Origin of the sequence: Rathayibacter sp. PhB127, assembly GCF_003751665.1 — a bacterium.
Lineage (GTDB): Bacteria > Actinomycetota > Actinomycetes > Actinomycetales > Microbacteriaceae > Rathayibacter > Rathayibacter festucae.
Window position 1 is genome coordinate 835,851 of sequence record NZ_RKHW01000001.1, and the last position, 21,875, is coordinate 857,725.

The window sequence follows — 21,875 nt, forward strand, 5'->3', positions numbered from 1 at the left end:
GATACTGTTCCACCGCCTCCGCCCCGGCGGACCGTCCACGTCCCCGCCCGAATCGGAACCGCATGCTCTCGCTCACCATCGTCACCCCCACGTACAACGAAGCGGACAACATCGCCGAGCTGCTGCGCCGGGTCGCCGCCGCTGTGGCCCGCGAGACCGACGTCGTCGTCCGCTCGGTCGTCGTGGACGATTCGTCGCCGGACGGGACGGCCGAGAAGGCGCGTGCCCTGGCCCCCGAGCTCGAGACCCCGTCGTTCTCGGTGCAGGTGCTGGACCGCACGACGAAGGAGGGTCTCGGCGCGGCCTACCTCTGGGCGTTCGAGCGGATCCTCGAGGCCGACGACGCCCCGGACTGCATCCTGCAGATGGACGCCGACCTGTCGCACGACCCGAAGTACCTCGCCGACTTCCTCCGCGAGGTGCGCGCGGGCGCCGACCTCGTCGTCGCGTCGCGCTACATCCCCGGCGGCGGCACCCCGGACTGGACGCTCGACCGGAAGATCCTCAGCCGGGGCGGCAACATCTACGCCCGGGCGATCCTCGGCTCCCGCCTGACCGACTGGACCGGCGGCTTCAACCTGTTCAGCCGCGAGCTGCTCGAGCGGATCCACTTCGAGACCGTCGATGCCACCGGCTACGGGTTCCAGATCGCACTGAAGCACCGAGCGCTCACCGCCGCCCGGCGGGTCCGCGAGATCCCCATCGTCTTCCTCGACCGCACGGAGGGGACCTCGAAGATCCCCGGCAACACCCTGCTGCGGAGCCTCCTCCTCGTGCTCCGGATCCGCCTCGGGCGGGACGGGTCTCGATGACGGCGGTCGTCTCCGCTCCCTCCCGCCGCCGTGCCGTCCTCCTCGAGGCCGCCGGCCTGCTGCTCGTCCTCGCCGGGACGGCGCTCGTGCTCGGCCGGCTGTCGGCGACGCCGTGGTGGGAGTACCTGCTCTCGGACGGCGACTCGCTCGCCCTCCCGCTCCTGGTGCGGTCGGTCGCCGAGGGCGAGCCGTTCGAGTGGGTGATGACGAGCCAGCTCCTCCTGTTCCCGGAGCTCCCGCTCTACCTGGTGAGCCTCGCGCTGGCCGGCGGGTCGGCGGTCGGCGCGCTCATCGCGAACGCCTTCGTCAACGTGGCGGTCCTGCACCTCGCGGTGCGCTGGCTGGCGGGGCGCGTCCTGGCCGGGCGACCCCGCGCCTGGCGGATCGGCGCCGCGGTCGCGGCGACCGCCGTGGTGCTCCTGCTCGCGGCGACCGAGGTCCGCGGCCTGATCAACGCGGGAGCGTTCGCGAGCGGCATCCTCCTGACGACCTACTACTCGGGAGTCGCTCTCTCCGCGGTCCTGACGCTCGCCCTGATGGCGGAGGCGAGCGGCGGCTTCGACCCCGCCCGCCCGCCGACCGCGCGGCGCACCGCACTCGCTCTGATCGGGGCCGCGGTCGTCTCGGCGGCGACCACCCTCGCCAATCCGCTGTTCGCCCTGCAGTTCACGGCGCCGGCCGTCGTCTCGCTGCTGGCCGTCCTGGTGCTCCGGCGGATGGCCTGGCGCCCAGCGCTGCTGATCTCCGCCGTGCTCGTCGCCGGCGCGGGCATCGGCTACGCCGCCCGAGGGGCCTTCGCGCGCTTCGTCGCCGTCGACGCGGCCACCTACCTCCACCTCGAGCGGGCGGGCTCCGCGGTCGACGGCTTCCTCCTGCAGGTGCGCGACGTCGGCTCCACCCGGCTCGGGAAGGTCGAGATCCTCGTCGTCGCCCTGCTCCTGCTCGCGGCCGTGCTCACGCTCGTCGTCGCGGTGGCGACCCAGGTCCGGCCGGAGACGCCCTGGGCCGTGGCCGACTCGAGCGTCGTCCTCGCCGTGTTCGTCCTGGTCGCCTCGGCGTCCCTCGTGCTCGGCCAGATCGTCACCGGCAGCCTGGTCAGCCGCTACCTGCTGCCGCTGGCGGTCTTCCCCGCCCTGATGGTGCTGCCCGCTCTCCAGGACTGGGTCCCGCCCGGTCTGCCGGGGGCAGGCCTGCTGCGCCGCCTGCGGATGCCCCGGCCCGTGCTCACCGCGGCGGCCGCCCTCGTCGTGCTCGTCGCCGCGGTGGGCGCCGTCCTCGCGGCCGGTCCGATCCGCAGCGCGGCGGCGCAGGCCGGCTCGACCCCGGAGCGCGCGTGCCTCGAGCAGTGGCTCGACGGTCGCGACCTGGCCGGGGTCGGCTCGTTCTGGACCACCCGGCCGCTGGCGCTCTACGCTGATCCGTCCGTCGACGTGCAGCAGGTCAACTTCGACTTCACACCGCAGCTCTGGATGAACAACGCGGCGGAGTACCGGTCGAAGACGTTCAGCTACGTGCTCGCCGACCGGGACCCGGACTGGGCGGCCCTCGCGCTCGGCACGCTCGGCGAGCCCGCCTCGGTGACCGCCTGCCCGACCTTCGACGTCTACGACTACGCCGGGACCGCGGGCGAGTCGACCCTGAACACGATCGTCCAGCGCGGCATCGAGACGGCGGAGGCCGAGCGTGGCCTCTGAGCAGCGGGCGCGTCCCGCTTCCGAGGCGCGGGGCCGCAGCGGCGCGACGCGCCGGCGCCTGCTCGTCGAGCTCGGCGCGGCGCTCGCCGCCGCCGGTGCGAGCGTGCTCGCCGCCGTCGTCGCGCTGGGCGTGACGCCGGCGGCGATGACGCAGCGCTGGCAGGTGGGCGGCGGCGACCAGACGCTGCACTACCTGCTCTTCCGCAGCGCGACGCAGGCGTTCCCCTTCACCGAGAACGGGGCCCTGGGATTCCCGGACGGCTTCAACGCCTTCTTCACCGCGCAGTTCGACGTCGCCGCCGCGGTGACGGCCGGCGCGCTGAGCCTCGTCGTCCGCGACGGCTTCGTGCTGCTCAACGTCTTCACCCTGCTGACCTTCGCCTCCACCGCCCTGACCGGCTACGCCTTCTTCCGGTGCCTGCGCTCCCCGGTCTGGGCGTCGGCGCTCCTGGCCGCCGTCTTCAGCCTCGCCCCCTACCACTTCCTGCGGGTCGGCTACGGGCACCCGTTCCTCGCCGCGTACTGGGCGATCCCCCTCCTCGGCATCCTGGTCCTCGTCGCCGCCGGTGATCGGACCGACCCGTTCCGCGCCTGGCGGGCGCGCGGTGCGACGCCGCGTGCGCGGCTGCTGCGCGGCGCCGTGCCGGTCCTCGTCCTCCCCGCCCTCATCGCGTCGAGCAGCGGCTACTACTACGTCTTCAGCGTGCTCGTGCTCGGCGGGGTGTGGGCGCTGTGCGCACTCGCCGGTCTCGCCAGCCGGGTGCCGCTGCGCGAGGTCCTCGGCCGGGGGCTGCCGCTGGCCGTCCTCGGGGTCTTCGTCGGGATCGAGATCGCCGTCCTCGGCAGCGACTGGGGCGAGCGCACGACGGCCTACTTCCAGAGCCGCGGAGTGGGGGAGTCGGAGATCTTCGCCGGCAAGCTGCTCTCGCTCTTCCTGCCCTGGCAGGGCACCGAGCTGCCCAAGATCGGCGCCCTGACGAATCTCTACTCGACGGGGACCGCCGTCGCCGTCACGACCGAGCCGCCCGGCATGCCCGTGCTCGCGATCGCCGGGCTGTGCCTCTTGCTGCTGGCGCTGCCGCTGACCGGTGCCGTCGGCGGACGGGCGCTCCGCCTCACCACCGTCGGCCGGCTCCTCTCGGACGAGCGGCTGCGGGTCCTCGCGATCGCGGCGCTCTGGACGCTCGCCTTCTTCGTCATCGCGGGCTTCGGCATGGCGGTCGCGCTGTTCCTCGATCCGACGATCCGCGCGTGGTCGCGGCTGTCGATCGTGATCATCCTGCTCGGGCTCGGCGCGGTCGCGATCGCCCTCGGCCGGATCACCCGGCGCGGACTGCGCATCGCGGCGGCCGTCGTGATCGTCGGCGTCGCCGCTCTCGATCAGCTCGCGGGCGTCGCGCGGATGGTGCCGATCGCGCCGACCGACGACGCCGAGGTCTCCGCGCTCGTCGCCGAGACCGACGCCGCACTGCCGGACGGCTGCGGAGTGGTGCAGCTGCCGATCAAGAGCTTCCCCGACAGCGGGGCGATCGGGAGCATGGGCGACTACGACCCCGCCCTCCCGTATCTGCGGACCGAGGGCGAGGATCTCGCCTGGAGCTACGGCTCGGTCGGCGGCACCGAGGGCTACGAGGTCTTCGACGACCTCGGGACACCCGCCGAGTTCGCCGCGGCCGTGCGCGCGAGCGGGGCGTGCGCCGTCTCCGTCGACACCGCCGCGTACGTCGGTCGCGAGAGCGCCTGGGAGGACGACGTCGTCGCGGTGAGCGGAGCGCTCACGCCGACGGCGCAGTCCTCCTCCGGGCGCTGGCTGGTCTTCCCGGTCGTGCCCTGACCGCGGTCGCCGCGTGACCGCGGGGCGTCCGCGGTCCGAGGCCGCCGGCCGCGGCGCCGCTCACGAGCGGAAGAGCAGCCAGCGCTGGTCGGCGTCGTCGCTGGTGACGGCGGGGGCGTCGGGGTCCGCGACCGCGTCGACGAAGGCGCGCCAGCCGTCGGGGTCGTCGACGTACGCCGCCGTGTCGACGAGGACCGCGCAGGCGCCGGAGGCGTCGTACTCGCGCTCGAAGGCACGGGTCGTGGTCGCGTCGTCCCAGTCGTCGGCCGAGTGCGTGCCGCGCACGGCACCGTAGCTGAAGCGCAGGCCGTCCTCGTCCGAGGAGTAGACGTAGGGCAGCGCCTCGTCGTAGTCGCCCATGTCGCCGATGGCGCCGGTCTCGGGGAAGTCCTTGAGCGGGAGCTGCACGACGCCGCAGTCGGACCGCAGCACCGCCTCGCTCTCGTCGACGAAGGAGCGGAGGGCGGAGTCGCTGGTGGCCTCGACGTCGATGCCGGTCGAGGCGCCGCCGACCTGGTCGACCAGGCCGACCACCGCGACGGCGGCGAGGATCGGGAGGAGGAGCCGCAGCCGCGGGGCGAGCGCCTCCATCGCCAGTCCTGCGACGCCGAGGGCGAGGACGCTGAGGACGATGGAGAAGCGCGACCAGGCGCGGATCTCCGGGCTGACGACGTAGGCCAGGACGGCGCCGAGGCCCGCCACCACGAAGAACAGCAGCCCGACGACGAAGGCCTGCGAGAGCAGGCCCACGCGGGCGTCGGCGACGAGCTCGCCGAGGCGCGACCGGCGCTCGAGCGCGGGGCGACCGGCGCTGAAGAGGATCACGAGGACGACGAGCAGCACGATGAGGAAGGCGACCGAGACGACGACCGCCGTGACGGGGTTCTCCGACGTCGGCACCACCTCGCTCGAGTTCTCGTACCCGCGGGCCAGCGCGGCGAGCGGGCCGAACCCGCTGAAGGGCGCGGGCAGCAGCAGGTTCTGGATCTTCCCGCCGTAGATCTCCGACTCCTGCGCCGAGCGGCCCTGGAAGTACTTCTCGTAGCGGTCGCCCTGGTCGTTCGAGAGGGCCAGCAGCTGCACCGCGATCAGGACGACGAGGGCGCCGAGCGCGAACGTCGGCCAGGCCAGGGTCCGCAGCGGAGCGCGCCGCACGAGCACGGTCACCACCGCGACGGCCCAGGCGGCACCGAGGACGATGGCACCGAAGACGAAGTAGTACGACTGCGTCCAGGCCACGGCGATCGCCAGGACCAGCACGAGGAGACCGCGGAGGACGTGGCGGCGCCGGCCGGCGACCCCCGAGGTCCAGCGCCGCAGCGGATCGGTGGCGTCGCCTCCGATGACGAGCAGGAGCACGCCGATCAGGGGGACGGACCAGTAGTTGGCCAGGAACGGGTGCCCCAGCGCGAGCTGGAAGAAGTGGTAGGGGAGGATCGCGGTCAGGACCCCGAGGACGAGCGAGGTCGGGCGGCGCAGGCGGAGGGCGCGGTAGAAGAGGTAGGCGGTCGCGCCCGCGGCGGGGAACCCGGCGAGGCTGTAGAGGTTGAACAGCCAGACGCCGTCCGGGGTGAACGGACCGACGAGCGCCACGAACGCGGCGGACCACGGATCGAACAGCGGAGCGAAGAACAGGTTCTGCGCCTCGGGGAAGCCGAGCCGGTCGTTCGGGAAGAACGGCAGGACGTCGCGCGCGCTCGAGAAGATCGCGTAGTGCAGCACCTGGTCGGCCCCGCCGAAGGTCCAGCGCAGGCCGAGCTGGTCGACACCGACGCGCAGGGCGAGCATGCCGAGCACCGTGGCGACGACCGCCGAGAGCAGTGTCAGGCCCACGTCGACGAGGAGGACGCGGGGCCGGCGCTTCACCGGGGTGGGCTGCGCTGCCGGTTCGGGCTGCTCGGCGGGTGCGGGCTGCTCGTCCGGGGTGGTCTGCTCGGCGGGTGCGGGCTGCTCGTCGGGGGTGGTCGGCCCGTCCGGTCCGGGCTGCTCGCCCGGCGTCGTCCGCTCCTCGGGGTCGGTCTGCCCGGCCGGTGCGGTCGGCGTGTCGGACGCGTCCTCGGGTGTCATCAGAGCGGTCGTCCTTCGGTCGGGCACCGGGCGCGCTCGGTGCGGGGGAGGGGGCGCTCCGGAACCCTATGGTATTTTCATTTGGCTTCGCCGGGCTCCCGGTCTGCTCTCCCCCTTCGTTCCCCACTCTGAGGAGGCGGTCCTCGACCGTGACCCGCATGTTCCTCCTCGCCGGCGGTGCCGGCTTCCTCGGCTCCCACCTCGCGGCCGAGATCGTCCGCCGTGGCGACAGCGTCGTGGTGATCGACTCGCTGCTGACCGGCTCGACCGCGAACCTCGAGTCCCTCCGCGGACACGAGCGCTTCACCTTCGTCCAGGACGACGCCGCGAACGCCCTCGCCGTCCCCGGGCGCTTCGACGTGGTCCTGCACTTCGCCTCCCCGGCGTCGCCCCCGCGGTACCTCGCCCACCCGATCGAGACGCTGCACGCGGGCTCGACCGTGACCGAGGCTCTGCTCGAGGTCGCCAAGCGCGACGGCGCTCGCTTCGTCGTGTCCTCCACCTCGGAGGTCTACGGCGACCCGCACGTGCACCCGCAGCACGAGGAGTACTGGGGCAACGTCAACCCGAACGGGCCGCGCAGCGTCTACGACGAGGCGAAGCGCTACGCGGAGGCGATCACGTTCGCGTACCGCCGCTACTTCGACGTCGACACCGGCGTCGTGCGCATCTTCAACACCTACGGCCCGAACATGGACATCGACGACGGCCGCGCCGTCCCGGCGTTCGTGAAGGCCGCGCTGGCCGGCACCTCGATCCCGATGCACGGCGACGGCACCCAGACCCGCTCGCTGCTCTACGTCGACGATCTCGTCGACGGGATCCTCCGGATGGCCGATTCCACGGACTCGGGTCCGATCAACCTGGGCAGCGTCGACGAGCTGGAGCTGGGCGAGATCGCCCGCCGCATCGTCGCGATCATCGGCAGCGACTCGGAGATCCACTACGAGCCGCGCCCGATCGACGACCCGGAGCGCCGCAAGCCCGACATCACGAAGGCGCGCGAGATCCTCGGCTGGCAGCCGACCGTGCCCCTCGAGGACGGACTGGCGCGGACCATCGCCTGGTTCCAGTCCACCGTCGTCCCCGCGCCGTAGCCGCCCCGCCCCGCCGCGCGTCGCGTACCCTGCGCGCCTCGCCCCGCCGCGCACCCGCGCCCGACCCCACCGCGCGCCGCAGCCCGCCCGGCGCCGCACGAGAGAGAATCCCGACGTGAAGCTTTCCATCCTCATGCCCGTCTACAACGAGCAGGCGACCCTCCAGAAGGCCGTCGACCGCGTGCTCGCGATCGAGTTCCAGGACGGCGTCGAGATCGAGTTCGTCATCGTGAACGACGGCAGCCGCGACCGCACGAAGCAGATCCTCGACGCGCTGGAGGACCCGCGCATCCGCGTCTTCCACCAGCCGGTGAACCAGGGCAAGGGCGCGGCGATCAGCCGGGCCGTCCAGGAGGCGACCGGCGACTACGTCATCATCTGCGACGCCGACGAGGAGTACCGGCCCAGCGAGATCCCGACGCTGCTGCAGCCCGTCCTCGACGGCGAGGCGCAGCTGGTCTACGGCAGCCGCACCTTCGGCAGCCACACCTCGTTCTCCTACTGGTACGTCATCGGCAACAAGGGCGTGAACCTGATCACGAACGTGCTCTTCAACGCCTACGTCTCCGACGTCGAGACCTGCTTCAAGCTGATGCCGCTGAGCCTGTACCGCTCGCTTCAGATCAAGGAGAAGGGCTTCGGCATGGAGGCGGAGGTCACCGCGAAGCTCCTCGCCCGCGGCTACCGCCCCTACGAGGTCGGGATCAGCTACAAGGCCCGCACCCGCGAGGAGGGCAAGAAGATCACCGTCAAGGACGGCTTCGAGGCCCTCTGGATCCTGCTCAAGATCCGGGTCCGCGAGGGCTCCCGCACCCGCCCGCCGCAGACCGCGGGGGTGTGAGCCGGTGGCCGGCAGGGGACCCGTCGCGCTGGCGAAGGCGCTCTACAGCGGTCTGATCTCCTACGTGCTGAAGTTCGGCGTCGTCGGGATCCTCGGCCTCGTCGTCGACGTCACGGTCTTCAACCTGCTGCGGGTCGGCGGGATCGGCGGCGAGCACCTCCTCTCCGGCCCGATCGGCGCGAAGGTCGTCGCGGTCGCCGCCGCGACCGTCGTCACCTGGTTCGGCAACCGCTACTGGACGTTCCGCGAGCACCGCCGCGCCAACTACCTCCTCGAGCTCGCCGAGTTCAGCGTCGTCGCGGTCGCCGGCATGCTGGTGAACCTGCTGCCGCTCTACATCTCGCATTACGTGCTCGGCTTCGACAACCTCGTCGCCGACAACATCTCCGCGAACGTCATCGGCCTCCTGCTCGCCACCGCGTTCCGCTTCGTGCTCTACCGCTTCTGGGTCTTCGGACACCACCGGAGCGGGGGCGTGGTCGCGAACCGCGAGGCGGAGCAGGCCGCCGCCGCCCTCTTCGAGGACGACCAGGCCGCAGCCGCGGACACCGGCCGCATCCCCCGCCTGCGCTGACCGACGCGGCGGCGGACGCTCAGGCCGTCGGCTCGGCGAGAGCCAGGTCGAGGAGCATCCGCGCGGCGCGGTCCCAGCCCGGCATCTCCCGCGGCGGGACGCGTCGCGGGCTGCGCACCGCCGCCTCGATCGCGGCGACCCAGCCGGCTCGGTCGGCCGGCGCGACGAAGACGGCGTCCTCCTCCCGGCCCGCGAGCGCATCGCGCAGTCCCGGAATGTCGGCGGCGAGGACGGGACTCCCGCAGGCGGCCGCCTCGAGTGCCGGAAGGCCGAAGCCCTCGTGCCAGGACGGCATCGCGACGGCGTCGGCGCCGGTCAGCAGGGCGGGCAGGTCCTCGTCCGGGACGTACCCGCTCGCGAAGCGGACGTCCGCCCCGCCGGCGACCGCTCGCGCGACGGCGTCGTGGACGTCGCCGTTGTCCCAGCCGTCGCCGCCGACGAGGAGCAGGGTGTGCCCGGCGGGCCTCTCGGCCTCGGCGTAGGCGTCGACCAGGGTCGCGAGGTTCTTGCGCTTCTCGATCGAGCCGACGAAGAGGAGGTAGCGCCCGAGCGAGTGCGCCTCGCGGGCCCGGGCGACCTCGGCCGCGGTGCGGGCGTGGAAGAGCTCGACGTCGACCGTGGTCGGCAGCACGCGGACGCGGTCCGCGTCGACGCCCAGCGCGGAGGTGATCTCGCGCGCGGAGGACGGAGTCCCGGTGAGGACGAGATCGGAGCGACGGAGCCACCGCGGCACCTCCCGCGCGAGCAGCTCGCGGCGCTCGCGGGGGACCAGCTCGGGCAGGACCGCGAAGCAGACGTCGTGCACGAAGGTCAGCGACCGCGAGCGGGCGAGGGGCCAGTTGCGGAAGTTGGGGAAGAAGTAGGCGCCGCGCCCGAGGAGGAGGTCGATCCCCGGGAAGGGGAGCCGCGTCAGCGCGCTCCACAGCCGGCGGGGGAGCGGCACCGGGCGCACGCGGAGGGTGCGGAAGCCGAACCGCTCGAGCGCGTCCGCCTCGCTCGCCGGCACGACGAGCAGCACCTCGGCTCGCGCCGCGACCTCGTCCGTGTCGAGGGCACGCAGGATCCCGAGCAGGACCCGGCCCACGCCCGTCAGTCGCGGCGCGGTGAGCGCGGTCGCGTCGACCAGCAGCCGGCCGCGCGCTGCGCTCACGGCCGGCTGAGGCGGACTTCGGAGTCGATGTCGACGACGCCGTCGTGCACGGAGGAGCGCTCGACCGTGAAGGTCGCCGCGACCGGGGTCCGCGTGGTCTCGCCCTGCGAGAAGGTGCCCGCCGAGGCGTGCACCGCGTAGTTGCCGCCGCCGAGGTGCAGATCGGGCAGGGTGAAGGTGACGGTCATCTCGCCGTCGACGCTCGACAGCGGGGTGCCGATGCGCTCGGTGTTGGTGCCGAAGACGCGCTGGCCGAGCGGGGTGTCGATGCCCATGCCGATGTTCCAGTCGTCGACCGGCCGGCTGGTGCGCACGGTGACGTCGAACTCGAGCGACTCGCCGCTGCGGACGACGATGCCGCCGTGCTCGATCGATCCGCCGCGCAGCCGGCAGTCGAGGATGTCGATGAGGGTCGGGGCGGGCTCGTCCTCGGCGCCGGCCGCGGCCGCCTCGCGCTCCTGACGGGCCTGGCGCCGGTCCTCGAAGCTCTCGCGGAGCACCTGCAGACCCTCCGACGTCTCGCCGTCGAACACGACGTTGCCCTTCTCGAGGACGATCGTGCGGTCGCAGAGCTCGCCGACCTGCTCGAGGGAGTGGGTGACCAGGACGATGGTCTTCCCGGCGCGCTGGAAGGCGCGGATGCGGTCCATGCACTTGCGCTGGAACGGCTCGTCGCCGACGGCGAGGACCTCGTCGACCAGCAGGAGGTCGGGATCCGTGTGGATCGCGATCGCGAACGCGAGCCGGACGTACATGCCCGACGAGTAGAACTTCACCTGGGTGTCGATGAACTCGGCGATCTCCGAGAACTCGACGATCGCGTCGAACTTGCCGTCGAGCTCCGCCCGGGACAGCCCGAGGATGGCGCCGTTGAGGTAGACGTTCTCCCGGCCGGTGAGGTCGGGGTGGAACCCGGCGCCGAGCTCGAGCAGGGCGGCGAGTCGCCCGCGGCGCTCGACCGTCCCGGTGGTCGGCTGGACGATGCCGCCGATCAGCTTGAGGAGGGTGCTCTTGCCGGAGCCGTTGGCGCCGATGAGGCCGACGGTGGAGCCGAGCGGGATCTCGAGGTCCACGTCGCGCAGCGCCCAGAACTCGTCGCGATGCTTGCGCCCGCGGCCGAAGTTGACGATCCGCTCCTTGAACGACTTGTCCTTGCGGATCACGAAGCGCTTGGACGCGCCGCGGACGCGGACGACGGTGGGGGTGGCCGTGGGGCCCGAGGCCGACTCCGGCTTGCTGGTGAGGGTCACGATCAGATCTCCTGGGCGAAGTTGCCCTCGAGGCGCCGGAAGATGCGGTGTCCGATCCAGACGAACACCACCCCGACGGCGAAGACGATGAGCAGGCGGAGCGCCATGTCGGGCGGCCAGACCTGGGGGGCGATCTCGTTGCCCTCGATGATGCTGACCCGGGACCCGTCGCCCCAGATCGCGCGCTGGAACGCGAGGATCGCGTTGGACATGGGGTTGAAGAGGTACAGCTGCTCGAGCCAGCCCCGGCCGGCGCCGGTCGTGGCGGTCACCACGAAGTTCCACGCGTAGACGATCGGCGACAGCCAGAAGAAGATCTGGAGGCCGACCTCGACGAGGAACTGCACGTCGCGGAGGTAGACGTTCAGCGCCGACAGTGCAAGCGCGAACGCCAGTCCGTAGACCAGGGTGATCGCGAGCGCCGGGAGGATGTAGAGCAGATCCCGGCCGAAGACCAGCGAGCCGGTGAGCACCGCGCCCACCATCAGCACGACGAACTGGACCGCGAAGTTGAACAGGGCCGAGCCGATCGCGGCGACGGGGAAGATCTCCCGCGGCAGGTACACCTTCTTGATCAGACCGCCGTTGCCGAGGATCGACGTCGTGCCGGCGGTGACGATCTCGCTGAAGAGCCCCCAGAGCGTGAGCCCGGAGAAGACGAAGATGGCGAAGTTCGGCACGCCGCGCGAGGCACCGAGGATCTGGCCGATGGCCACGTAGTAGATCAGCAGCATGATCAGCGGCCGGACGAGGCTCCAGACGAAGCCGAGGCTGCTGTCCTTGTAGCGGGACTTGAGCTCGCGGCCGACCAGGAGCCGCAGGAGCTCGCGGTGCCGGAGGATCTCCAGGAGCGAGGCGACGAAGCCGCCGGATCCGCCGCCGACCGCCGAGGTCGTGCCGGCGAGTTGGAAGGGCTCGTCGGCGATGGAGCGTGCGCGATCGACTGGACTGATGGGCATGGAACTCCAAGGTCTCGGCCTCCGCCGTGCGACGGACCGCATCATTATACGTGCCGACCCGAGCGCCACGGCCGGAGAGCGCGCCGACCCCAGCCGCCGCGCGGGTAGTCTTGTCCCCGCTCGCCGACTGAACGACACGAACGAGGTGTTCGCCATGCCCACGCAGCCATCCGACGTCCCGCTGGAGCCTGTGGCCCAGAGTGCCGGCGATCCGGTCCCCGAACTCGGGGGCTCCGCCGAGGAGGCGCCGATCTCCGCCGACCCGAGCCTCCAGGCCCTCCGGCCGGACGAGGACCCCTCGAGCGACGACCTCCCGGGCGACGACGCCGACGAGGTGCGCCGTCTGCGCACCCAGGTCGACGCCCTGCTGAACGACCCCTTCGACCTGTGGGTCGAGCGGATCCAGGTCGGCGGGGTGACCGCCAGCGGCTTCGAGCACACCCTCTCCTGGCGGGTCACCAAGCCCCTGCGCCTGGTCCGCACCTTCCAGATCCGGGTCCGGCAGCTCGGCCTGCCGGGCGCGATCGGCCACTCGGCGCGCTTCGCCAAGCGCCGGCTGTCCGGCCGGGCGCGATGAGCGAGGGCACCGCCGCCGCACGCGCGGAGCGATCCGAGGCGATGCTGCAGCGCCTCGAGCAGATCGGAGCGCTCCTCTTCGACGAGGACACCCGCCGCTCCCTGCTCGCCCGCGGCCCGGGCCCGTACCTCGACGAGGTGGCCCGCGAGATCCGGCTCCGCGGCGACGACGAGCTGACCTGGGTGGCGCTGGTCTCCTTCACCGCCGCCTACCCCACCAGCGAGCTCTTCCAGTGGTTCCGGCGCGCGATCGCGCTGGCCCCCGAGGAGGCGGCGCTGCGCATCTTCATGGAGGCCGGCTCGCGGACCGCGACCGGCTTCGCCGACCTCGGAGCGAGGGTCGAGGTCGTCACCGGCGCCGTCCTCGTGGACGTCGACTTCCCCGCCCGGCACGGGCACAACACCGGCGTGCAGCGCGTCGTGCGCCAGACCGTCTCGCGCTGGGACGCGACGCACGAGATCATCCCGGTCGCCTGGGTGCACGGCTCCCTGTCCTTCCGCCGGCTCAGCCCGATCGAGCGGGAGCGCGTCGTCGACTGGGCCGCGTCCGACCGTCGCGCCTGGCGCCACGGCGACCCCGAGCGCACCGAGTTCGTGGTCCCGTACCGCTGCGTCGTCGTGATCCCCTCCGTCCCCGAGTACAACCAGTGCGGGCCGCTGTCCGCGCTCGCGGAGCACTCCGGGAACGAGGTCGTTATCCTCGGGCACGACGCCATCCCCGTCATCAGCGCCGACACGGTCCCGCCGGAGGAGACGGTGCGCTACGTCAACTTCCTCTCGGTCGTCAAGCACGCCGCGCGGGTGGCGACGGTGAGCTCGGCGGCCGCGCTCGAGTACGGCGGCTTCGTCCGCGCGCTCCCCGCCCAGGGCCTGGTCGGTCCCTCGGTGCAGGCCGTGCCGCTGCCGGTCGAGCTGCCCGACGGGATCCGCGCGGTCGGCGGGACGACGTCGTCGATGCCGCTCGTGCTCTGCGTGGGCAGCCAGGAGCCGCGCAAGAACCACCTCGCCGTGCTGCACGCCGCCGAGGTGCTCTGGCGCGCCGGGCTGCGGTTCCGCCTGCGCTTCATCGGCGGGGCGAACCCGTGGTCACACCAGGTCTTCGATCCGCGCGTGCGCGAGCTCGTGGCGGCCGGCCGGCCGGTCGAGGTCCTGCGCGGAGTCGGTGACGACGTGCTCGTCGCCAGCTACCGGGAGGCGCGGTTCCTCGCGTTCCCGTCCCTGCACGAGGGCTACGGACTGCCGGTGGCCGAGGCGCTCTCGATCGGCCTGCCCGTCCTCACCTCGAAGTTCGGCAGCACGGCGCAGATCGCCGAGCACGGCGGCTGCGTGCTCATCGACCCCGCGTCCGACGACGAGCTGATCGACGCGATGCGGGCGCTGCTGACGGACGCCGAGCTCCTCGAGCGGCTGCGCCGCGAGGCCGTGGAGCGCCCGGTGCGCACCTGGGACGACTACGCCGCGGAGCTGTGGGATGCCCTCATCGCCCCCTCGGCCTTCCTCGACTCGGAGCCGCTCGACTCGGAGCGGACCGACTCGGAGTCGCTCGAGCCGGAGTCCGCCGGACCCGAGCGCCTCGATCCCGAGCCCACCGAGCCTGAGGAGGCGCGCCGTGCGCAGTAAGCAGTACCTCATCGAGCGTCTCTCGACCCTCGTCCGCACCCTCGCCCCCGCGGTCGAGCCGCTCTCGAGCGTCGACGCGCTCACCGGGCAGCTGAGCGTCCTCCTCCCGGCCCCGAGCGACCGGGAGGTCTGGCTCGTGCTGTCCGTGCTCCGCGGGACGCTGCCGCGTCGCGAGGACGTCGTCGACGGCCGTCGCCGAGCGCGGCTCGGCGGCACGGCGGAGCTGCTGCGCCACGCCGCGTCCACGATCGCCTCGGACCGCGTCTTCGCCCGGTTCCACCACCCCGACGTCGAGGTGGTCGTCGGGGCCGTCGTGATCGACGTCCACCACACCGCGCGGACCGGTCTCGCGACCGGGATCCAGCGCGTCGTCCGGCAGAGCATCGCCCGGTGGTCCCGCGACCACGAGGTCCTGCTCGCCGGCTGGGACAGCACGCACGAGTCGCTCGTCCTGCTCACCCCGGAGCAGAGCCGGAACGCCGTCGCCGGCGACGTCCGCGACGCCCAGGAGGACCGCTCCCGCGTCATCGTCCCGTGGGAGTGCACCTACATCCTCCCCGAGCTCGCGGTCGAGGACGAGCGGACCTCCCGCATCGCGGCGCTGGCCGAGTTCAGCGGCAACCGCACCGGCACCATCGGCTTCGACTGCGTCCCGGTCACCACCGCCGAGACGGCGAGCACCGGCATCAGCGCGGCCTTCTCGCGCACCCTCGTCGCGGTCTCGCACATGGATCGGATCGCGACGATCTCGGCCGCGGCCGCGACCGAGTACTCGGGCTGGCGCCACATGCTGGGCAGCATCGGCGTGGCGGGGCCGGACATCCGGCCGATCCTCCTGCCGTCGCAGCCCGAGGACGTCACCGAGCAGGAGCTGGCCACCGCCGCCCGCTCGCTCGTGACCGAGGGTCTCCCGCTCGTGGTGTGCGTCGGCAGCCACGAGCCGCGGAAGAACCACCTCGCCGTCCTGCACGCGGCCGAGCTGCTCTGGCGGCGCGGTCTGGAGTTCAGCCTCGTCTTCATCGGCGGCAACGCGTGGAACAGCGCGGAGTTCCTCTACCGGCTGGAGGTCCTCGAGGGCTTCGGGCGCCCGGTGCGCTCGCTGTCCTCGATCACCGACGCCCTGCTCTGGAGTGCGTACCGCCTGGCGCACTGCACGGTCTTCCCCTCGATCAACGAGGGCTACGGCCTGCCCATCGTCGAGTCGCTCTCGGTGGGGACGCCGGTGATCACCTCGGGCTTCGGCAGCATGCGCGAGGTCGCGTCCGAGGGCGGCGCCCTCTTCGTCGATCCGCACGACGACCAGGACATCGCCGCCGCGCTCGAGCGGCTCCTGACCGACACGGCGCTGCACGAGCGGCTGACCGCCGAGGCCCTGGCGATCGACGGCGGGACGTGGGACCAGTACGCGGAGCGCGTCTGGGACTACCTCGTCGAGGGCGCCGGGACGACGGAGGGCGTCGCCTCCGACGACGCGTCCGTCGCAGGACGGTCGTTCGCCGACGCGGAGTGAGCCGGCCCGGCCCCGAGCGGGGCCGGGCCGCGGTTCAGTTCGCGGCCCGGGCCAGCTCGAGGTCGTTCTCGACCATGCGGGCGACGATCTCCTCGAAGGCGACCGTCGGCGCCCAGCCGAGCTCCGCCCGGGCCTTCGACGCGTCGCCGCGCATCTCGGGGGCGTCGACGGGGCGGGCGAAGCGCGGGTCGATCCGGATTCGGTCCTCCCACTCGTCGATGCCGGCGGCCGCGAAGGCGGCGCCGACGAACTCGCGGACGGAGTGCGCGACGCCCGTCGCGACGACGTAGTCGCCGGCCGCCTCGGCGCGCGAGGCGCGGACGAGCGCGTCGACGTAGTCGGGCGCCCAGCCCCAGTCGCGGCGCGCGTCGAGGTTGCCGAGCGAGAGCTCGGTCGCGGTTCCGGCGGCGATCGCGGCCACACCGGCCGTGATCTTCCGGGTGACGAAGCTCTCGGGGCGGCGCGGCGACTCGTGGTTGTAGAGGATCGCGGAGGACGCGTGCAGGCCGCGGCCGCGGTAGACGCCGACGAGGAGGTGCGCGAACGCCTTCGCGGCGCCGTACGGCGACACGGGGCGGATCGGCGTCGCCTCCGTCTGCGGGTTCTCGGTGGCCGCGCCGAAGATCTCCGAGGAGGACGCCTGCACGAAGCGGACCTCGCGCCCCGCGGAGTCCTGCAGGGCCAGTGACGCCTCGAGCAGGGCGGCGACCGCGGTGCCGGTGACCTCGGCGGTCAGCACCGGCTCCTGCCAGGACTGCGCCACCGAGGAGATCCCGGCGAGGTGGAAGACCGTGTCGGGCCGCGCCTGGGCGACCACGCGGCCGAGGCCGGCGGGGTCGCGGAGATCGCCCTGGAAGGGGCGGACGGACGCGGGCAGGGAGGCGTCCTCGTCGCGCACGAGCGCGGAGACCTCCCAGCCGTCGGCGAGCAGACGCTCGACGAGGTAGCCCCCGTCCTGTCCGCTCGCCCCGGTGACGAACGCTGCGGGCACGGCGGCTACTTGATCAGCGCGGACTGCTCGGCGAGGTCGTTCTCGACCATCATCGAGACCAGCTCGGGGAAGGAGACCTTCGGCTGCCAGTCGAGCACGTCGCGCGCCTTCGCCGGGTCGCCGATGAGCAGGTCGACCTCGGCCGGGCGCATGAACGCGGGGTTCTGCGTGACGTAAGGGGTCCAGTCCTCGATGCCGACGTGGTTGAAGGCGATGTCGAGGTACTCGCGGATCTCGTGGGTCTCGCCGGTGGCGACCACGTAGTCGTCGCCCTCGGGCTGCTGCAGCATCCGCCACATCGCGTCGACGTAGTCGCCGGCGAAGCCCCAGTCGCGCTTGGCGTCGAGGTTGCCGAGCTCCAGCGTCTCCTGGAGGCCGAGCTTGATGCGGGCTACCGCGAGGCTGATCTTGCGGGTGACGAACTCCGGGCCGCGGCGGGGCGACTCGTGGTTGAAGAGGATGCCCGACGAGGCGTGCATGCCGTAGGACTCGCGGTAGTTGATGGTCATGTAGTGACCGAAGACCTTGGCGACGCCGTAGGGCGAGCGCGGCCAGAGGAGGGTCTCCTCGCTCTGGGGGACCTGCTGGACCTTGCCGAACATCTCGGACGAGGACGCCTGGTAGAACTTCACGCGCGACATGTCGTCGCCGGCGTAGAGGCGAACGGCCTCGAGGATGTTGAGCACGCCCTTGCCGGTCACGTCGGTCGTGAGCGACGCGTTCTCCCACGAGTAGGCGACGAACGAGATCGCGCCGAGGTTGTAGACCTCGTCGGGCTGCGAGGCGGCGAGCACGCGCACGAGGCTCGACACGTCGGTGAGGTCACCGGTGAGCAGCGTCACCTCGGGGACGGTGCGGCGGACGAGCTCGTACTTGGGGTTGTTCTGCCCTCGGACGAGCCCGAAGACCTCGTAGCCCTTCTCGAGCAGCAGCTCGGCGAGGTAGAGGCCGTCCTGGCCGGTGATTCCGGTGATCAAAGCGCGGGGCACGTGGTGGTCCGTTTCGTCGGGGTCGGTGACAGCGGGCTACATACTACCCACCGGCCTCCGCCGCGCCGCGGAGCACCCGCCGGGGGGCGCTCCGCGGCGCCGAGGGCGGGCGCGGGTAGTCTGACCCGGCCCTCACCACGAGGGAGCCTCGATCCGATCGGACGCCATGCCGGAACGCCTCCCCGTCACGCTCGCCGTGCTCACCGTCGACCCCGGCGGGATGGGCGGCGGCGAGACCTACGCCCGCGCGCTCACCCGCCTCCTCGTGACGCGGCCGGGGGAGGAGGGGCTGCGCGTGCAGGCGCTCGTCCCCGAGAACGCCCGCGGTTTCAGCGAGGGCGTTCCCGAGATCGTCGCCGAGGGCGTCGTCAGCGGGGCCGGCCACCGGCGCCGGGCGACGGGCATGCTGCAGGCGCTGCTGCGCACCGTCCGGCTCCGGCGCCTGCTCGGGCCGGACGAGATCCTCTACTTCCCCTTCACCGTCCCGCTGCCTTGGCCGTCGCGGCGGCAGGGGCACGTGCAGATGCTCTTCGACCTCCAGCACCGGGACCTCCCGCAGCTCTTCCCGCGCGTCGAGCGGGTCTTCCGGCGGATCGCCTACGAGGCCACAGCGCGCCGGGCCGACGCGATCATCACCATCAGCGCGTTCACCAAGGGGCGGATCGTCGAGCTGCTCGGCATCCCGGAGGAGCGGATCCACGTCTCCCACCTCGGCGTGGACACCGAGCGCTTCCGCCCGCACCTGGGCGCGCGCGAGGACTTCGTCTTCTACCCGGCGCGCGCCTGGCCGCACAAGAACCACGCGCGGCTGTTCGAGGCGATGCGCCTGCTCCGCGCCGAGGGCCACGATCTGCGGCTCGTCCTGACCGGTGGCGACCTGGAGAAGCTCGGCCCGCTGCCCGACTTCGTCGAGTGGCGCGGGCACGTGGGCACCGAGGAGCTGGCGGAGCTCTACCGGCGCGCCGCCGTCCTCGCCTTCCCGAGCCTCTACGAGGGCTTCGGCTTCCCGCCGATCGAGGCGATGGCCTCCGGCTGCCCGGTCGCGGCCGCCGACTCCGGCTCGCTGCCCGAGATCTGCGGCGACGCCGCGGTGCTCGTCGATCCGCTCGAGCCGCGCTCGATCGCGGACGGGATCCTCGAGGCGATCGAGCGCTCCGCCGAGCTCGGCGCGAAGGGCGTCGCGCGCGCGGCCCGGTTCAGCTGGGAGCGCTGCCGGGAGGAGCACCTGGCGGTGCTATGGGCTGTCGCGGCAGCCCGCCGGGCCGGTCGCCGGGGTGCAGGAGCCGCCGCCAGCTGAGCCCCTGCGCGGCGCGCATCGCGCAGATCACCAGCAGCAGCCAGCCGGCGTCGACCAGGAGCGAGCTCTCCGCGAGCGAGGTGACGACGAGGACGCTGAGCACCAGCACCGGCCAGACGTGCACGACCGCCTTGCGCTCGGAGGCGATGATCCACGAGCGCCAGAGCGCGAGTCCGACCAGCACGAGGAAGAGCGCGACCCCGACGACGCCCACCTGCAGCGCCAGGTCGAACACGGCGTTCAGGCTGGAGGAGTGCGGCCGGCCGGAGAGGAAGTCGATCGCGTTGAACGGGTACAGGTCGGTGCGCCAGTAGCCCACCCAGCCCCAGCCGATGATCGGCGCCAGGTCGGTGAAGCGCCAGACCTGCTGCCAGAGGGTGACCCGGAACTCGAACTCGCTGCCCGCGTTGAGCAGGTCGACGATCCGGAAGCGGAAGAGCCCGGCGGTGAGCGCGGACGCCACGAGCACCGCGAGCGTCGTGTACTGCCGCCTCCGGCGCTGCTCGCCGGTGGCGCGGCGCACCCAGCGCAGGATCAGGGCGACGACCGCGGCAACGACGAGCACTCCGGCGCTGACCGCCGAGCGGGTGAGCACCAGGGTGACCGCGGCGAGAGCGAGGGAGGCGAGGGCCGGGCCGCGCGCCACGGACCGGGTCATCAGCTCGACCGAGAAGGTGACGACCGCCAGCAGGCAGACCAGCCCGAGCTGGTTGCGGGTGCCGACCAGCCCCTGGATCGGGCCGCCGGCGGCCAGGAGGCCCTCGACGCCGAGGAAGTGCAGCGGCCGGTCGATCAGGGCGCCGGAGAGCACCTCGACGGCCAGCGAGCCGATCAGCACGAACCGCATCACGTCGCCGACCGCGCGGATCACCTGGATGATGTCGCGGGTGAGGCCGATCGCGATCGCGAGGAAGGCGAGGGCGAGCTGGTAGAGAACGCTCGAGGCGGTGGCCCACTGGTAGCCGCTCCACAGCGTGCTGAGGGCGATCCAGCCGAGGAAGACCAGGATGCTGGTCGGCAGCAGCCCCTCCCAGTCGAGCAGCTCGCGCCGCAGCACGAGCATGACGGCCGCGAGGGCGGTGAGCGTCGCGATCGCCGCGATGTAGCCGGGCCAGCCGATCATCCCGCGCACGGCCGGCGCGCAGAGCACGACGACGAGGGAGGTCTGCGCGAGGGCCGCCGCGAACTGCGGGGACGCCAGGGCGTCCGCGAGGGCGGCCGGCAGCGCCGACGGCCGTCCGCCCCTCATCGGACGGCGCGCTGGCCGGCGAGGGGGATCGGCTCGGCGGTGAGCGCGTCCTCCTCCTCGTTCGCGGGCTGCTTGGTCAGGACCGCCAGGGCGGCCAGCAGGAGCCAGCCGCCCTCGATCAGGAGCCGGCTCTCGAACAGCGCCTGCGCGAGGAGGGCGGCGAGCAGCAGCAGCGGCGCGAGCGACACGGCAGAGTAGGGCAGCGCCGTCGTCGCGCTGCGGCGCGGCCGGTCGACGGCGCGGAACCAGGCGCGCCAGAGAGTGGAGACGACGAGGGCGGTGAAGAGCACGAGCCCGACGAGGCCGAGCTGGAACCAGACGTCGAGCCAGGCGTCGTGCGCCTGCAGGTAGAGGACGCCCTTGCGCTCGGCGAGGGCGTCGAACGGGGCGGCCCAGGGCGCCCAGTAGCTGACCCAGCCCCAGCCGAGGACGGGCCGCTCGGCGGCGAGCGCCCAGACCGAGCGCCAGATGTCGAGCCGGCCGGTCGCGTCCTCGCTCTTGCCGAGCAGGCCCAGCAGGGCGCCCCAGCCGGCGATCGCGCCGCCCGCGAGCACGACGGCGGTCGCCGCGGCCGTGACGTAGACGGGCCGCCGCTCCGACTCGCCGCGGCGCCGCGCCCAGAGCGCGAAGCCCGCGGCCGCCGCGACGGCGACGACGCAGAGCAGCACGGTGGCGGAGCGGGTGAGCAGGAGCGTCGCGGCGAACAGGACGATCCAGACGACGCCCCAGCGGGGACGGAGGCTGCACGCGGCCAGCTCGATCAGCACGACGATCAGGCCGAGCAGCGCGAGGAAGCCGAGCAGGTTGCGGTTGCCGACGAGGCCCTGGATCGGCTCGCCGGTGAACAGGGCAGCCTGCGACCAGTAGAAGGCGTCCGGGATGCGGCCGGCGGGGAGGTCGATGACGAACGGCAGCACGGGCGCGCGGACGACGACCGCCACGACGAGCTCGAACAGGAGCGAGCCGCCGACGGTGATCCGCAGCGCGCGGCCGAGGGCGGTGACGAACTGCGCCGTGCTGAGCGTCAGGGCGAGGGCGACCGCGCCGAGCGAGGTGGCGAGCTGCGCGACGACGCCGATCGCGCTCGCCCCGGGGTACGCGGACCAGAGCGGCGAGAGCACGGCGAGGGCGAGGAAGGCGACGAGTGCCTTGGGCGTCCGGCTCCAGCGCAGCCGCGGCCGCACCCGGACCAGCAGCACGACGACGCCGACCAGCAGCGCCGCGACGACGACGCCCCAGCCCCACCAGCCCGCGAGGTTCCGCAGCGCCTGGCCGCCCAGCATCACCGTGAGCACGGCCACCGCGAGCGCTCGGGGAGCGGCGGGTGCGGCGCGTCGGATCATGGCGAACAGTCTAGGGAGCGGG

General features: G+C 72.8%; 18 protein-coding genes. 10 read left to right on the top strand and 8 right to left on the bottom strand.

The window, feature by feature from the left end:
• Nucleotides 1-62: 62 nt before the first annotated feature.
• The 3 genes from EDF22_RS04175 to EDF22_RS04185 are packed head-to-tail and all read left to right on the top strand — an operon-like array spanning nucleotide 63 to nucleotide 4,340.
• Nucleotides 63-812, top strand: coding sequence for a polyprenol monophosphomannose synthase (locus EDF22_RS04175; protein WP_123702619.1), 750 nt, complete (start codon nucleotides 63-65; stop codon nucleotides 810-812).
• Nucleotides 809-2,506 (top strand): hypothetical protein, encoded by a 1,698-nt coding sequence (locus tag EDF22_RS04180; protein WP_123702621.1) that lies wholly within the window; start codon nucleotides 809-811, stop codon nucleotides 2,504-2,506. The genes EDF22_RS04175 and EDF22_RS04180 overlap by 4 nt, the downstream gene beginning before the upstream one ends.
• Nucleotides 2,496-4,340 (top strand): hypothetical protein, encoded by a 1,845-nt coding sequence (locus EDF22_RS04185; protein ID WP_123702623.1) that lies wholly within the window; start codon nucleotides 2,496-2,498, stop codon nucleotides 4,338-4,340. Before EDF22_RS04180 ends, EDF22_RS04185 begins: the two co-directional genes overlap by 11 nt.
• A 60-nt stretch (nucleotides 4,341-4,400) precedes the next feature.
• Here EDF22_RS04185 and EDF22_RS04190 read toward each other — a convergent pair whose 3' ends face one another.
• Nucleotides 4,401-6,407, bottom strand: coding sequence for a hypothetical protein (locus EDF22_RS04190; RefSeq protein ID WP_123702625.1), 2,007 nt, complete (start codon nucleotides 6,405-6,407; stop codon nucleotides 4,401-4,403).
• Between the two features lie 158 nt (nucleotides 6,408-6,565).
• Between EDF22_RS04190 and EDF22_RS04195 the strand changes: the two genes are divergently transcribed.
• From EDF22_RS04195 to EDF22_RS04205, 3 genes are all read left to right on the top strand, one after another.
• Nucleotides 6,566-7,504, top strand: coding sequence for an NAD-dependent epimerase/dehydratase family protein (locus EDF22_RS04195; RefSeq protein WP_123702627.1), 939 nt, complete (start codon nucleotides 6,566-6,568; stop codon nucleotides 7,502-7,504).
• Between the two features lie 115 nt (nucleotides 7,505-7,619).
• A complete protein-coding gene (locus EDF22_RS04200) occupies nucleotides 7,620-8,345 on the top strand; it encodes a glycosyltransferase family 2 protein (RefSeq protein ID WP_123702629.1) in 726 nt (241 codons plus the stop codon).
• Nucleotides 8,346-8,349: 4 nt separating this feature from the next.
• On the top strand, nucleotides 8,350-8,919 hold the full coding sequence (locus EDF22_RS04205; protein WP_243586413.1) for a GtrA family protein: 570 nt from the start codon (nucleotides 8,350-8,352) through the stop codon (nucleotides 8,917-8,919).
• A 19-nt stretch (nucleotides 8,920-8,938) separates the two neighbouring features.
• On the opposite strand, the gene EDF22_RS04210 is transcribed toward EDF22_RS04205, so the two are convergent.
• The 3 genes from EDF22_RS04210 to EDF22_RS04220 are packed head-to-tail and all read right to left on the bottom strand — an operon-like array spanning nucleotide 8,939 to nucleotide 12,278.
• Nucleotides 8,939-10,069 carry a glycosyltransferase family 1 protein gene (locus EDF22_RS04210; RefSeq protein WP_123702631.1) on the bottom strand — a complete coding sequence of 377 codons (1,131 nt, stop codon included), beginning with the start codon at nucleotides 10,067-10,069 and terminating at the stop codon, nucleotides 8,939-8,941.
• Nucleotides 10,066-11,319: an ABC transporter ATP-binding protein gene (locus EDF22_RS04215; RefSeq protein WP_123444369.1), complete on the bottom strand. Its 1,254-nt coding sequence runs from the start codon at nucleotides 11,317-11,319 to the stop codon at nucleotides 10,066-10,068. The genes EDF22_RS04210 and EDF22_RS04215 overlap by 4 nt, the downstream gene beginning before the upstream one ends.
• Nucleotides 11,320-11,321: 2 nt before the next feature.
• Nucleotides 11,322-12,278, bottom strand: a complete 957-nt coding sequence (locus EDF22_RS04220) for an ABC transporter permease (RefSeq protein WP_123444370.1) — start codon at nucleotides 12,276-12,278, stop codon at nucleotides 11,322-11,324.
• A 154-nt stretch (nucleotides 12,279-12,432) separates the two neighbouring features.
• Between EDF22_RS04220 and EDF22_RS04225 the strand changes: the two genes are divergently transcribed.
• Genes EDF22_RS04225 through EDF22_RS04235 form a run of 3 tightly spaced genes read left to right on the top strand, consistent with a single transcriptional unit; the run spans nucleotide 12,433 to nucleotide 15,984 of the window.
• Nucleotides 12,433-12,855 carry a hypothetical protein gene (locus EDF22_RS04225; RefSeq protein WP_127886090.1) on the top strand — a complete coding sequence of 141 codons (423 nt, stop codon included), beginning with the start codon at nucleotides 12,433-12,435 and terminating at the stop codon, nucleotides 12,853-12,855.
• On the top strand, nucleotides 12,852-14,474 hold the full coding sequence (locus EDF22_RS04230) for a glycosyltransferase family 1 protein (protein WP_123702635.1): 1,623 nt from the start codon (nucleotides 12,852-12,854) through the stop codon (nucleotides 14,472-14,474). Before EDF22_RS04225 ends, EDF22_RS04230 begins: the two co-directional genes overlap by 4 nt.
• Nucleotides 14,464-15,984 (top strand): glycosyltransferase family 1 protein, encoded by a 1,521-nt coding sequence (locus tag EDF22_RS04235; RefSeq protein ID WP_185038726.1) that lies wholly within the window; start codon nucleotides 14,464-14,466, stop codon nucleotides 15,982-15,984. The genes EDF22_RS04230 and EDF22_RS04235 overlap by 11 nt, the downstream gene beginning before the upstream one ends.
• Before the next feature lie 34 nt (nucleotides 15,985-16,018).
• Here the strand turns inward: EDF22_RS04235 and EDF22_RS04240 are convergent, their stop codons facing one another.
• Together EDF22_RS04240 and EDF22_RS04245 are read right to left on the bottom strand one after the other, a co-directional pair.
• Nucleotides 16,019-16,975: a GDP-mannose 4,6-dehydratase gene (locus tag EDF22_RS04240; protein WP_123702637.1), complete on the bottom strand. Its 957-nt coding sequence runs from the start codon at nucleotides 16,973-16,975 to the stop codon at nucleotides 16,019-16,021.
• Nucleotides 16,976-16,980: 5 nt separating this feature from the next.
• Complete coding sequence (locus EDF22_RS04245) at nucleotides 16,981-17,964, bottom strand: GDP-mannose 4,6-dehydratase (protein ID WP_123444375.1); 984 nt, start codon at nucleotides 17,962-17,964, stop codon at nucleotides 16,981-16,983.
• A gap of 166 nt (nucleotides 17,965-18,130) precedes the next feature.
• On the opposite strand from EDF22_RS04245, the gene EDF22_RS04250 reads away from it, so the two are divergent.
• Nucleotides 18,131-19,261: a glycosyltransferase family 1 protein gene (locus EDF22_RS04250; RefSeq protein WP_123702639.1), complete on the top strand. Its 1,131-nt coding sequence runs from the start codon at nucleotides 18,131-18,133 to the stop codon at nucleotides 19,259-19,261.
• Here the strand turns inward: EDF22_RS04250 and EDF22_RS04255 are convergent.
• Nucleotides 19,161-20,510, bottom strand: coding sequence for an O-antigen ligase (locus EDF22_RS04255; protein WP_123702641.1), 1,350 nt, complete (start codon nucleotides 20,508-20,510; stop codon nucleotides 19,161-19,163). The two genes, EDF22_RS04250 and EDF22_RS04255, sit on opposite strands and share 101 nt — an antisense overlap.
• Nucleotides 20,507-21,853: an O-antigen ligase gene (locus tag EDF22_RS04260; protein WP_123702643.1), complete on the bottom strand. Its 1,347-nt coding sequence runs from the start codon at nucleotides 21,851-21,853 to the stop codon at nucleotides 20,507-20,509. The genes EDF22_RS04255 and EDF22_RS04260 overlap by 4 nt, the downstream gene beginning before the upstream one ends.
• Nucleotides 21,854-21,875: the final 22 nt, after the last annotated feature.